This window comes from Paenarthrobacter sp. GQ52, assembly GCF_059759005.1.
The window spans coordinates 100,971-113,930 of the sequence record NZ_JCAXEJ010000014.1; the positions used below are offsets into that span (position 1 = coordinate 100,971).

Annotated in this window: 11 protein-coding genes and 2 tRNA genes; 2 read left to right on the forward strand and 11 right to left on the reverse strand. The window is 62.5% G+C overall.

The features are described 5' to 3' along the window. The 3 genes from murA to leuC all read right to left on the reverse strand — a co-directional run bounded on the left by murA (nt 1) and on the right by leuC (nt 3,604). Nucleotides 1–1,326 (reverse strand): UDP-N-acetylglucosamine 1-carboxyvinyltransferase, encoded by a 1,326-nt coding sequence (murA, locus tag AC6CH8_RS16820; protein WP_091468167.1) that lies wholly within the window; start codon nt 1,324–1,326, stop codon nt 1–3. Between the two features lie 208 nt (nt 1,327–1,534). Beyond that, nucleotides 1,535–2,143, reverse strand: coding sequence for a 3-isopropylmalate dehydratase small subunit (gene leuD, locus AC6CH8_RS16825; protein ID WP_420178338.1), 609 nt, complete (start codon nt 2,141–2,143; stop codon nt 1,535–1,537). A 9-nt stretch (nt 2,144–2,152) separates the two neighbouring features. After that, nucleotides 2,153–3,604 carry a 3-isopropylmalate dehydratase large subunit gene (gene leuC, locus AC6CH8_RS16830; RefSeq protein WP_091468172.1) on the reverse strand — a complete coding sequence of 484 codons (1,452 nt, stop codon included), beginning with the start codon at nt 3,602–3,604 and terminating at the stop codon, nt 2,153–2,155. Nucleotides 3,605–3,727: 123 nt separating this feature from the next. Between leuC and AC6CH8_RS16835 the strand changes: the two genes are divergently transcribed. Both AC6CH8_RS16835 and AC6CH8_RS16840 read left to right on the forward strand, forming a co-directional pair. Continuing rightward, entirely contained in the window at nt 3,728–4,447 is a 720-nt protein-coding gene (locus AC6CH8_RS16835) for an IclR family transcriptional regulator (RefSeq protein ID WP_014922101.1), read from the forward strand. Nucleotide 4,448: 1 nt separating this feature from the next. Continuing rightward, nucleotides 4,449–4,985, forward strand: coding sequence for a DUF1697 domain-containing protein (locus AC6CH8_RS16840; RefSeq protein WP_498191571.1), 537 nt, complete (start codon nt 4,449–4,451; stop codon nt 4,983–4,985). Nucleotides 4,986–4,996: 11 nt separating this feature from the next. On the opposite strand, the gene AC6CH8_RS16845 is transcribed toward AC6CH8_RS16840, so the two are convergent. From AC6CH8_RS16845 to AC6CH8_RS16880, 8 genes are all read right to left on the reverse strand, one after another. Next, nucleotides 4,997–6,616: a GTPase gene (locus tag AC6CH8_RS16845; protein ID WP_498191564.1), complete on the reverse strand. Its 1,620-nt coding sequence runs from the start codon at nt 6,614–6,616 to the stop codon at nt 4,997–4,999. Then, nucleotides 6,613–8,394: a dynamin family protein gene (locus AC6CH8_RS16850; RefSeq protein WP_498191565.1), complete on the reverse strand. Its 1,782-nt coding sequence runs from the start codon at nt 8,392–8,394 to the stop codon at nt 6,613–6,615. Before AC6CH8_RS16850 ends, AC6CH8_RS16845 begins: the two co-directional genes overlap by 4 nt. Nucleotides 8,395–8,501: 107 nt before the next feature. Further along, nucleotides 8,502–8,574, reverse strand: a tRNA-Glu gene (locus AC6CH8_RS16855). Nucleotides 8,575–8,701: 127 nt separating this feature from the next. Beyond that, nucleotides 8,702–8,773 (reverse strand) — tRNA-Gln (locus AC6CH8_RS16860). A 137-nt stretch (nt 8,774–8,910) separates the two neighbouring features. Beyond that, nucleotides 8,911–9,639 carry an HAD family hydrolase gene (locus AC6CH8_RS16865; RefSeq protein ID WP_091468179.1) on the reverse strand — a complete coding sequence of 243 codons (729 nt, stop codon included), beginning with the start codon at nt 9,637–9,639 and terminating at the stop codon, nt 8,911–8,913. A 14-nt stretch (nt 9,640–9,653) separates the two neighbouring features. Then, nucleotides 9,654–11,174 carry a glutamate--tRNA ligase gene (gene gltX, locus AC6CH8_RS16870; RefSeq protein WP_178996751.1) on the reverse strand — a complete coding sequence of 507 codons (1,521 nt, stop codon included), beginning with the start codon at nt 11,172–11,174 and terminating at the stop codon, nt 9,654–9,656. 123 nt (nt 11,175–11,297) lie between these two features. After that, nucleotides 11,298–12,074: a fumarylacetoacetate hydrolase family protein gene (locus AC6CH8_RS16875; protein ID WP_090818840.1), complete on the reverse strand. Its 777-nt coding sequence runs from the start codon at nt 12,072–12,074 to the stop codon at nt 11,298–11,300. Between the two features lie 23 nt (nt 12,075–12,097). Then, the gene (locus AC6CH8_RS16880) at nt 12,098–12,898 is read right to left on the reverse strand and encodes an MBL fold metallo-hydrolase (RefSeq protein ID WP_498191572.1); all 801 of its coding nucleotides are present in this window, start codon (nt 12,896–12,898) and stop codon (nt 12,098–12,100) included. Between the last annotated feature and the right edge of the window lie 62 nt (nt 12,899–12,960).

A 12,960-nucleotide genomic window follows, 5' to 3' on the forward strand; every position in this document is an offset into this window, starting at 1 on the left:
CTACTTGGTGGTGGTGATATCGAAATCGGCGCCCAGGCCGGCGAGCTTCTCGGTAAAGCGCTCGTAACCGCGGTTGATGATGTCAATGCCCGTAACGCGTGACGTGCCTGTAGCTGCCAGCGCTGCGATGAGGTGGCTGAAACCACCCCGGAGGTCTGGGATGTCAATGTCTGTGCCCCTGAGCGGAGTGGGGCCTGAAATCACTGCTGAGTGCAGGAAGTTCCGCTGTCCGAACCGGCAGGGAACGCTACCCAGGCACTCGCGGTGCACCTGGATGTTCGCACCCATCCGGGCAAGGGCTTCCGTGAATCCGAAGCGGTTCTCATAGACAGTCTCGTGGACGATGGAAACGCCCTCGGCCTGTGTCAGGGCAACCACCAGGGGCTGCTGCCAGTCCGTCATGAAGCCCGGGTGGACATCCGTCTCCAGGACGAGCGGGGAGAGCTTGCCGCCTTGGTGGTAGAAGCGGATACCGTCGTCGCCGATGTCCATGCCGCCACCAACTTTGCGGTACGTATTCAGGAACGTCATCATGTCGCGCTGCGAAGCACCCTCAACATAAATGTCGCCGCGGGTAACCAATGCAGCAGAGGCCCAGGATGCGGATTCGTTCCGGTCCGGGAGCGCACGGTGGTTGTAACCCCGAAGGTCCTTGACGCCCTCGATCCGGATGGTCCGGTCAGTCTGGACGCTGATGATGGCGCCCATCTTCTGCAGGACCGCGATGAGGTCGATGATCTCGGGTTCCGTGGCCGCGCCAATGAGTTCAGTGATGCCCTCGGCACGCGTTGCGCTCAGGAGCACCTGCTCGGTGGCGCCAACCGATGGGTACGGCAGCGAAATTTTGGCTCCATGCAAGCCATTCGGGGCAGAAATGTGGATGCCGCCCGGGCGCTTCTCCACCACCGCGCCGAACTGCCGCAGGACATTCAGGTGATAGTCGATGGGCCTGTCGCCGATCTTGCAACCACCCAGATCCGGGATGAAGGCCTCGCCGATCGCGTGAATCAGCGGTCCGCACAGCAGGATGGGAATCCGCGAATCGCCGGCGTGCGCATCAATTGCCGTGCTGGAGGCCGTCTTTGCATCTTTGGGATCCAGAGTGAGGTCGCCCGATACCGGATCCTTCACAACGGTCACGCCGTGCAGCTGCAGCAGGCTGGTGACAACCTCGACGTCCTTGATTTCCGGCACGTTCCTCAGCACCGATGGTTCGCTGCCCAGCAACGCCGCCACCATGGCCTTGGGCACCAGGTTCTTGGCACCGCGAACGGTCACTCGCCCGGTCAACGGGACGCCACCGCGGATTGTCAGAACACTACTCATCTATACCGGTTTCCTCACGACTACTCGCCCCCCAAACTTACAAAGGCTCCAGCTAAGCATAGAAGCTCGCTTTACCGATCCGAAATGGAACCGCCCGACACACCCCGTATCCGGCTTCAGCCGCACACCGACGAAAAAGGACCGGCAGACGCTCCCGAGGGAGGCCTGCCGGTCCTTGTATCCGCAGGTTGCGGCCTAAGACAAGGGGTTACCGGGCATCAACTTTCGCCGGGAGCGTCTTCGGCTTGAAAGCCGGGCGGGTGGCCTCGTACGCCGTGATGTCCGACTCATGCTGAAGGGTCAGGCCGATGTCATCGAGGCCTTCCAGGAGGCGCCAACGGGTGTAGTCGTCAATGTCGAACGGCGCCACCACGTTGCCGCACTCAACCGTTTTGGAGACCAAATCAACCTTGACCTCAGTTCCCGGGTGGTTTTCCAGGACCTTCCAGATCAGTTCGATGTCATCCTGTGCCACCTGGGCTGCCAGCAGCCCCTGCTTTCCGGAGTTTCCGCGGAAAATGTCGGCGAACCGGGAAGACAGGACGGCTTTGAAACCATAGTCCTTCAACGCCCAGACAGCGTGCTCACGGGATGACCCCGTACCGAAGTCAGGGCCTGCCACCAGCACTGAGCCCGCATTGAACGGGGCCTGGTTAAGGATGAAGGACTCGTCCTTCCGCCAAGCAGCGAACAAAGCGTCCTCGAAGCCAGTGCGCGTGATGCGCTTGAGGTACACAGCGGGGATGATCTGATCGGTGTCCACGTTGCTCTGACGCAGTGGAACGCCGATGCCGGTGTGGGTAGTGAATGCTTCCATGGGATCCTCCTAGACTGCGATTCCGGTCAGTGTGCCTGCGGCAGCGGACTCGAGGTCCGACGGCGAACTCAGCGTGCCCCGGACAGCAGTGGCCGCAGCCACGACAGGCGAGACCAGGTGCGTGCGGCCGCCCTTGCCCTGGCGACCCTCAAAGTTGCGGTTGGATGTTGAGGCGCAGCGCTCCCCCGGCTCCAACTGGTCCGGGTTCATGCCCAAGCACATGGAACAACCGGCAAAACGCCATTCTGCGCCGAATTCCTTGAAGACCTTGTCCAGGCCTTCCGCCTCTGCCTCCAGGCGGACACGGGCGGAACCCGGTACCACCAGCATGCGGACCTTGGGGTCCTTTTCGCGGCCACGAATGATGTCCGCAGCAGCGCGCAGGTCCTCGATGCGTGAGTTAGTGCAGGATCCCAGGAAGACGGTGTCCACGCGGATGTCCTTCATGGGAGTGCCGGCTTCCAAGCCCATGTACTGCAGGGCGCGCTCGGCAGCTGCCTTGGCATTCTCGTCACCGAAATCTTCCGGCGACGGTACCTTTGCGGACAGCGACACGCCCTGGCCCGGGTTGGTTCCCCAGGTCACGAACGGTTCGAGCGTATCGGCGTCCAGGTCAACCTCGACGTCGAAAGTTGCGTCCGCGTCCGTGTTGAGCGTGTTCCAGTACTCGACGGCGGCATCCCAGTCGGCGCCTTCCGGCGCGTGGGGGCGGCCCTGCATGTAGTCGTACGTGGTCTGGTCCGGAGCCACCATGCCGGCGCGGGCACCGGCTTCGATGGACATGTTGCAAATGGTCATCCGGGCATCCATCGACAATGCACGGATGGCCGAGCCGCGGTATTCGAGCACATAACCCTGACCGCCGCCTGTCCCGATCTTGGCGATGACGGCAAGAATGATGTCCTTGGCGGTGACGCCGGGACGCAGGGTGCCTTCAACATTGATGGCCATGGTCTTGAATGGCTTCAAAGACAGGGTTTGGGTGGCCATGACGTGCTCCACCTCGGACGTGCCGATTCCCATGGCCAACGCACCAAAGGCGCCATGTGTTGAGGTGTGCGAGTCGCCGCAGACCACTGTCATGCCCGGCTGGGTCAGTCCCAGCTGCGGCCCCACGACGTGCACGATCCCCTGTTCCTTGTCACCCAGGGAATGCAGTCGGACGCCGAATTCCTTGCAGTTGGCGCGCAGGGTCTCAATCTGCGTGCGGCTGGTCAGGTCCGCGATTGGCTTGTCGATGTCCAGCGTGGGAGTGTTGTGGTCCTCCGTGGCGATAGTCAGGTCGACGCGCCGCAGGGGCCGGCCAGCCAGGCGCAGGCCCTCAAACGCCTGCGGGGACGTCACTTCGTGGACCAGGTGCAGGTCGATGAAGAGAAGGTCTGGCTGGGCATTGGCTCCTTCGCCCTCACCCTTGCGCACTACGTGCGCGTCCCAGACTTTCTCGGCCAGTGTCTTTCCCACGGCCTTGCTCCCTTCACTGCGGTTGGCTTGTTGCGTTGTTCTTGTTCCACTGAAGCAGCACCGCCGCAAAATAGGCCAGCGAAACAACTTGCATCTCAGATATTGAGACGGCAATATCATTACATGGACAATTCTAGTGGAGTCGGTGTCATTGATAAAGCGGCCCAAGTACTCGATGCTCTTGAGGCAGGGCCCACGACTCTCGCGCAACTCGTAGCGGCCACGGGGCTTGCCCGGCCCACAGTTCACCGCCTTGCGCTGGCTCTGGTTCACCATCGCCTGGTGAGCCGGGACATCCAGGGACGCTTCGTCCTGGGCAGCCGGTTGGTGGAGCTCGCATCCGCTGCCGGTGAGGACCGGCTCATTGCCTCCGCAGGGCCCGTTCTCATTCAGCTCCGGGACGCCACGGGCGAAAGCGCGCAGATCTTCCGCCGCCAGGGCGACTGGCGTGTCTGCGTGGCATCCGCGGAACGTCCCATCGGCCTGCGTGACACTATTCCGGTGGGGACCCAGCTCTCCATGAAGGCCGGCTCCGCCGCACAGGTCCTGCTGGCGTGGGAAGACCATGACCGCCTCCTCGAAGGGCTGCAAAATGCCCGCTTTACGCCCACCGTCCTTGCAGGCGTACGACGCCGGGGCTGGGGTCAGAGCCTTGGCGAACGCGAGCCCGGGGTCGCCTCGGTTTCAGCCCCCGTTCGCGGACCGTCAGGCCGGGTCATCGCAGCTGTGTCCATTTCCGGTCCGATTGAACGCCTTACCCGCCAGCCGGGCCGCCTTCACGCCGAGGTAGTTTGTAACGCCGCCCGGGTTTTGACCGAAGCCCTGCGCAAGAACAATGACTAGCCTGAGTAACTACGCCGTATTCCTCCGCGGCATCAATGTGGGCGGCATCAACATCAAGATGGCCGATCTCACATCAGCCCTCAAGGACTACCCGTTTACCAAGGTCAAGACGCTGCTGGCCAGCGGGAATGTGGTGCTTCAGAGTGAACTCAGCGTCAAGGACGTCAAGGCGCAGTTCGAGAAGTGCCTACGGGAAACCTTTGGTTACGATGCCTGGGTGGTTGTCCTTACTGCCGCGCGGGTAGCGGAATTGGTGGACGCGTGCCCGTACCCGGCGGACGACAAAACCACGCACAGCTACATCACCCTCACCTCCGATACAGCCATGCTCGATGAACTTTTTCAGGCAGGCGAAGCGGTGGACGGCGTGGAACAAGTGCGGCTGGGCCCGGAAGCCTCCGCGTGGCTGGCTCCCGCCGGCGGGACGCTGGACAGCCCCTTCAGCAAGCTCTCGGCCAAGGCACGCTACAAAGCCAGCACGACTACAAGGAACCTGCGAACGCTCATCAAAGTCAGGGACGCCGCTTCGGCCCTCTAAGCTGCATGGCCCTAGCCGGAGCGCGCGGCCTTCAGCGCCGCGTTGAACGCTTTCAAGCGCGTAATTTCCACCCCGACAGGCTCCACGATCCGTTGCTCGGCAACTGCCGCCACGGCGGCCTTTAAACGCTTCGCTGCTCCCGATGCCCTGACCCGGGCAGCCCAGCCTCCAAGAATCCTTCCAGTGATGGCAAGGACGATGCCCAGCACCACTCCCCCGGCGACCATCAGCGTAGGCCACGGCCACCCTTCAGTTCGCGGGACCTCCGGCACTGGCATTTGGAAGTAGCCGAGTACGGCCAACACACCCAGCCACCCAAGGCCGCCTACTGCGAGCAGAAGCGCAATCCATTGAAGGGTATTGAAAAGGATCCACCACAGGGGACGTTTGCCCGCCTTCAAGTCGGTGCCTGCAATAGCTTGATCCAACGCGTCAGGCAGCTGTTCCCGCCCCTCCCTGGCCACGCTGCGAATTGCTGCACGCCAAGGACCGGGGGCGCCGGCGGAAGCCTCATCGGCAAAATCCCTGACGGCGGCGTCCGTCCGTGCCCGTTCCGGCGCCCCCGCAGGAGGCAGCGATGTCCGGCTCAATTCCGGCTTGGTGTCATCCCTGCCCAGGTTCAGCCTCCGCAATGGGTCGGGTCGGAAACGCAACAGCCATCGGGTGACGGGCCACCCGGTCCTCTTGGCTGACTCCCTCGTGAAAGATCGCTGCACGGCGTCCACCACCACCGGTACGTTTGCCGCCGTCGAGAGTTCAGACGCCAGGCGGGCCTTCGCGCTTCCTTTGATGCCTCGGGCTTCGCCCTCGCCGGAGGCCCGGGCAAGTTCCGCCGCGGCCTTGGTGACGTCTGCTGACAGGCGCTGTGTTGTTGCCTGCCGCTGGACCACGACGTTCCGGATGGCCGCGCGGAGAGTCGGGACGCCGTCGCCGTTTAGCGCCGAGGCACTGAGGACCCTGACTTTGCCCAGTCCGTCCCGCGCCAGGATCCCTTCCAAGGACTCCATGACGGCGGCTGCGTCGGCTGCATTGAGTTTGTCCACTTGGTTCAGGACAACCAGTGTGACGGCACCGTGGGAGGCCATGGGTCGAAGGAAGTCGTTATGCACCGCAGCGTCGGCGTACTTTTGCGGGTCCAGGACCCACACCAGCACATCCACCATGCCCACCATGCGCTGAACAATCTCCCGGTTTTCCACCCTGGTGGAATCGAAGTCGGGCAGGTCCAGCAGCACCAGGCCGCTGTTCTCGTCTGCGAGCCCTGGAACCGGCGGTAGAGTATGCCGCTCCTTGACGTCCAGCCAATCAAGCAAAGGGCCGCTGCCTTCTTCGCCCCAGATGCCCGCCAAAGGTGCAGACGTTGTGGGACGCCGCGCAGTGGCAGTCGCGAGATCGCTGCCGGATACAGCATTGAACAACGACGATTTTCCGCTGCCCGTCGCCCCGAAAAACCCCACCACAGTATGCCCTGCCGACAATGACCGCCGCGAGGTTGCACGCTCCAAAACGTCGTACACTGACTGCAGATCGGGGTCCGGCAGGACGCCCTCAGCCAGTTCCCTGGCAGTGTTGAGCGATTCAAGCCGGCGCTGCAGTTGAGACGACTCGCGGACCTGGCCGTGGCGGCTCATGCGACCCCTGCCAGGCGGCGCAAGGCCTGGGCATGCCGGGCGAGGTTGTCTCCGGAGTTTGGATGGGCCGCTTCAAGGCGATCCAGGAACCGTTGCCTCTCGTCGTCCAGGAGCCGTTGGCACTGTGTGTGCAGATCATCCCTGGCCTGCTGGGCCAAGCGACGTACTGCGTCCTCACCGAACACGGCTTCCAGCAGCTTCTGTCCAACAACAGCCGTTCCGCCTGCGATACCGATCTCCAAACCACTCAGGCCGGCGGTCATGGAGAACACCACCACCATGAGCGCGGCGCCGAGCCCGTTGACGCCGAAGGACAACCACCGGGCCTGGGTGCGTTTTCCCTGGCCCTGCGTGCGGATCATCTCCATCAGTCCTTCCTGCCAGGAACGAATAGCTGCTGCAGCCTTCGCATCGAAACCCTCGCTGGTGCCCGAAAGATCTTCGGAGCCAAGAAGTTCCCGACCAGCGGGGTCCGAACGCCAGCGCCTGTCCACGTTTTCGGCCGCGTTCGCGGCCTCGTCCAGGATCACCGCCTGCAACCCGGTCTCGATCGCGGTTTCAACCTTCACCGCGGGAGCCGGCTCGCCCCGGAAGAAGGCCCCTACACGGTCCCGCATCCGGCCGATGTTCTGCTCCAGTGCCCGGAAGAATTCCCCTGTTCCCACGAAGTCCTGCCACCGCGCCAACACTTCGCCGCGAAGCAGCGCTCCGTCCTTCGTGGCTTCCAGAATGCGCGAGAGAGCTTGCTCATACTCGGTGACGCACGTTGACTGGAGATCGTGGGCGGCGGCATCCTGGGCCGCAGCAGCACCCGCGATTCCCTCCAACCGGACGCTGACAGCTTTAATTGCGCCATTCAGTGTCCGCCTGGCCACTTCCGCCCGTCCGGCCGCATTGGCCGCCAAGGCCCCCAGCCACTGACGCAAGCCGACCACGGAGTCCTCCGGGAGCATCCCCAGCCCATCCAAGGCACTCTCCGGAACGACGAAGAGCTTCGCGTCAGCCAGGCCCTGCCGGTCCAGCATTGCCTGGAGGTCAGTCCTGACTTCATCCTCCGCAGCTGCGGGCACGCGGTCCAGGACCACCGCTACGGTGATATCCCGCGAAGCTGCGTCCAAGAGCAGGCGCCACGGTACGGCGTCGGCATAGCGGTTAGCCGTGGTGACAAACACCCAGAGGTCAGCGGCAGCAAGCAGTTGTCCGGCGAGCCGACGGTTGTCATCGGAGATGGAGTCGACGTCGGGTGCATCCAGAAGGGCGATTCCCTGGGGCACTGACTCGTGTCCCACCAGTACCAAAGATGTGATGGCCTGTGCGTCCGGAGCGGCCCCTGCCTGATGCGCCGGGAGAGGACTCGCAGAGACGGTGCCGCGGATACGGTCCAGGCTGGGAAGTATCCGGTGGCCTTCAAACCACCCGGCGTCCAGAGGATGGTGCAGGAGGATGGGCTGGCGGGTGGTGGGCCTGATAGCGCCTGCACGGGTCACCGGGTAGCCGATCAGCGCGTTGACCAACGTGGATTTCCCTGCGCCGGTGGAACCACCTACGACGGCCAGCAGCGGAGCGTCGAGGCTGCGGTAGCGGGGAATCACGTAGTCGTCGAGCTGGGCCAGGGATTCACGGATCCACTGACGGGCTTCCCGGACCTCCGGCACCGCGAGCGGAAGGGTTGTGGCCGCGAGTTCCGCACGGGCAGCTTCCAAGGCCTCGACGGCGGTTGCCGCACCTTGGGCAGCTTGGGTAGCCCGGGGTGTTGTCTCATCATCATTTGCGGTCACAGCATCATCATGCCAGCCCGATCTCCGTCACAGGAGCGGCGCAAGCACCGTGGCCGAAATTGGGGAAAAGAAATCCCCCGGAACGGTGGTTCCGGGGGATTTGTTTGTGACCCCAGCGGGATTCGAACCCGCGTTACCGCCGTGAGAGGGCGGCGTACTAGGCCGCTATACGATGGGGCCTTGCACTTTTTGTCACCGTTTCCGGCGATCAAGCTGAATGAGTATTTCATACTTTCAGCTACGCTCCAAATCGACTAATCGACTTGAAACTTCTGAATTTCCAGCGTGTTTACGCGGATTTTCAGAGCTGGGATACCAGGACTCGAACCTAGAATGACGGTACCAGAAACCGTAGTGTTGCCAATTACACCATATCCCAAAGTGGCCTTTGGACCGGAGTTCAGCGCTTTGGTTTCCCTCAGCTTTTCCCTCCGTGCCCCTCAGCACGAGTAATGACTCTACCGGAGTCTTGCCACCTGCACAAATCGTAAAGCCGTTACCTGCATCACACGGCCTTCATGCCGGAGTAGCAGCCTTCACCAGTAGCCGCGACAGTGAGTCCACTTGGCGGCCGGCAAACTCTTCCACCACTTCCCCCGTCCTGTTAAGCCACACGCCAACCAAGCCCGCCGCCGTTGCACCGTCAGCATCAAGCAACCTGTTATCGCCCACATAGAGGGTCTCCCCCGGACGGGTACCCAGCAGGCGCACGCCTTCGAGGTAGATCGCAGGATCAGGCTTCGGCACACCTACAGTGTCCGTACCCACGAGGACCTTGATCCTTGCAAGGCCGGCACCATCCAGCTTGGCCCGCTGGTAATCATGCACATTATTGCTGACGGCGCCGTAAGGGATGCCTGCAGCATCGAGTGCGTCCAGTACGCCTTCTACATCGTCAAAAGCCCGGACGTACGCCGTCTGGCGTTGGTGATAGTCGGCTACCCACGCCTGCGACTCCTCGCCGTCCTGAAGCTCCACACCAAAGTGGCCCAAAGCGGCCCTGCCACGCAGCAGCCGCTGCTCGTTGAACGTCAACTCTCCGGCCAGGTAGCGGTCGTAGAAGTGCGTGGTTTCGTGGGTAAAGATGCGCCCGAACTTCACCCACCCGGCCTGGTCCAGGCCGGGCAGGAGATGCTCGCTGACATCGCGGAGTGCTGTTGTCATGGCGTACTCAAGGTCCACCAAGGTGTCATCAATGTCGAAGAGGACACCGCGAATGGTGCCGAAAGTACTTGAGATAGCCATGACTGCTTCCGTTGCTAGCCGCGGAAGGCGCGGACGCGGGCGAGCGAGGAATCCTTGCCGAGGATCACCATCGACTCGAAAAGCGGCGGCGAAATGCGTCGTCCTGAGATAGCAGTGCGCACAGGCCCGAACGCCGCACGCGGTTTGATACCCAAGTCCTCAACCAGAGCCTGCTTGAGCGCGGCCTGGATGTTCTCTGCCGTCCACTCCCCGATGGGCTCCAACGCCGCCAGGGCGGCATCCAGTACTTCTTCCAGGTTCTGCGGGAGACCCTTGCGGGCATCGTCCGCAACATCGATCGCGTCATCGGCCTTGAAGAGGAAAGCCAGCATCTCGGGAGCTTCACCCAGGAGGGTGATTCGTTCCTGGACCAGAGGAGCTGCTTCAGCGAGGATCTCCTCCTGCCGTGGAGTCAGGATTTCCCCAACGAAACCAGCAGCGCGGAGGTATGGAACCAGGCGCTCCTTGAAGTCCTCCGGCGCGAGCATCCGCACGTGCGTTCCGTTGATGGCTTCGGCCTTCTTGATGTCGAAACGGGCGGGGTTGCCCAGGACATCATGAATGTCGAAGTTAGCAACAAGCTGCTCCACGGTGAAGATGTCCTCGTCCGCGCTCAAGGACCAGCCAAGCAGCGAGAGGTAGTTGAGCAGGCCTTCGGGGATGAATCCTCGTTCACGGTGCAGGAAGAGGCTCGACTCCGGGTCGCGCTTGGAAAGCTTCTTGTTGCCTTGGCCCATGACATAGGGAAGGTGTCCGAATTCCGGCATGTACTCGGCCACGCCAATGGCGTAGAGCGCACGGTACAACGCAATCTGACGCGGAGTGGAGCTCAGGAGGTCCTCGCCACGCAGGACATGGGTGATTCCCATGAGGGCATCGTCAACGGGGTTCACCAACGTATAGAGCGGAGCACCGTTGGCGCGGACAACGGCAAAGTCGGGAACCGAGCCTGCCTTGAAAGTAATCTCGCCCCTGACGAGGTCGTTGAATGTCAGGTCCTCGTCCGGCATGCGGAGACGCAGGACGGCCTCGCGGCCCTCGGCCTTGAACTGTGCCAGCTGCTCATCCGTCAGGTGCCGGTCGAAACCGTCATAGCCCAGCTTCGGGTCGCGGCCGGCCGCCTTGTGGCGGGCTTCAATCTCATCGGGCGTGGAGTAGGACTCGTAAACGTGTCCCCCTGCCTTGAGCTTGGCGATAACGTCCTGGTAGATGTCGCCGCGCTGCGACTGCCGGTAAGGCTCGTGCGGTCCGCCAACCTCTACGCCCTCATCCCAATTGATGCCGAGCCACTTGAGGGCGTCCAGCAGCTGGTGGTAACTCTCTTCGCTGTCGCGGGCTGAGTCCGTGTCCTCGATGCGGAAGATCAGCTTGCCGCCGGTATGGCGTGCATAGGCCCAGTTGAACAGGGCGGTGCGGATCAGGCCAACGTGCGGCGTTCCCGTGGGTGACGGGCAAAAACGGACGCGGACCGGAGTCTCGGCGTTGACGGCAGGAATGGCGCTGGAGGCAGCGTTCGACGCAGAAGCAGTAGTCATAGTGGTTCCAACTTTACCGCTTGGCGATGCCTCGGATTCCCGTACGGAAACGCTCGACGGCGGCACGCGCCTTTCGTATGAAAGGTGCGTGCCGCCGTCGAGGTTTAAGGCCTGGCTGGGAGCCTAGCGGCGAACCACCGGGTTGGAGAGCCGGCCGATGCCTTCGATTTCCACTTCAAAGCGGTCGCCTTCACTGACCAGGCCGACGCCGGCCGGGGTGCCGGTCATGATGACGTCGCCCGGAAGCAAGGTGAACGCGTGCGAAACGATCGAGACGAGCTCGCGTACACCGCGGATCATCTGGTTGGTGCTGCCGTCCTGGCGGAGTTCGCCGTTGAGCCGGCCCTGGATGGACAGGTCCTCATGGTCGAGTTCGGTTTCGATCCACGGACCCAGCGGTGCGGAGGTATCGAACCCCTTGGCCCGCGCCCACTGAAGATCGGTCTTCTGGACATCACGGGCGGTGAGGTCGTTACCGCAGGTGTAGCCGAAGATAACATCGTCCGCACGCTCCTCGGGAACGTCCTTGCAGATCCGGCCGATCACTACGCAGAGCTCAGCTTCGAAGGAAACTTCCTCGGAGAACTCGGGAAGGATGATGGGATCGTTCGGGCCGATCACTGATGTGTTGGGCTTCAGGAACAGCAGCGGTTGCTGGGGAACCTCGTTGCCGAGTTCAGCGGCGTGCTCGGCGAAGTTCCGGCCAACGCCGATGACTTTGCTGCGGGGAATGATCGGGGCGAGGAGCCGCACGTCCTCCAGCTTGTGCTTCACATGGGTACGTTCGACGCCATTGAAGAAGGGGTCGCCGTTGATGACAGTGATTTCCTCACTGCCGGGCTCGCCTTCAACAACGCCGTAAAGGGGATCAGAATCAACTACAAACCGGGCGATACGCATGGGCTCAAGCCTACAGTCCGGGTTTAGCTTCGGAGGTAATCCAACTGGGCCGTAACGGAAGTCTCTGCCGCCCACCTGACGGAAGGGTCGACGTCGGGATAAACGGCATCCGTGACCGCAGCGACGGATGCATGAGTACCGAGGTGTTTCAACGCCATCCGGATTTGGTCGAGCCGCTGCTCGCGATGATGACGGTACTCACGGCACTTTTCGTCCAAGGCCGGCAGAACAGGCCCATGTGCGGGCAGCAGTGTTGCGGGTCCTAGCGCTTCCAGCCTGTCCAAGCTTGCAAGGTAGTCTCCCAACCGGCCATCCGGGTAATCCAACACAGTGGTTCCGCGGCCCAGGATTGTATCGCCGGTGAGAACGGATCCGCTGGGCCCGTCATCAGGGAGATGGAAGCAGAGGGAGTCCGACGTGTGACCCGGGGTGGCCACCACACGGATCTCCACGCCACCCGCCGTCAGGACTTCGCCGTCCATCAGCGGCTCGCCGCCGTGGCAATGCTCCGGCAACGCAGCACGGACAGGCGCCCCGGTGATCTGGTGAAAACGTGCTGATGCCTCAGTGTGGTCCGCGTGCCGGTGGGTAATGAGGACAACATCCACAACACCTGCCGATGCCAACGCAGCCAAATGCTGTTCGTCTTCAGGGCCCGGGTCTACCACCGCCACATGACGGGATCCCGGCGCGCCGATGACGTACGAGTTCGTGCCGTCCAGGCTCATTGGGCCCGGGTTCGGAGCCAATCGGAAGCGGGTGAGTTCGCTGCTGCGCTGCAGGGAAGAGGAGTCACTTGTGGGCGAGTTGCCGGAAGTCGCCATTGATTCTGAAGTCACTGTCCCATCTTGACACTGAACGCATGCTCGCTCACATCCCAAGCCCT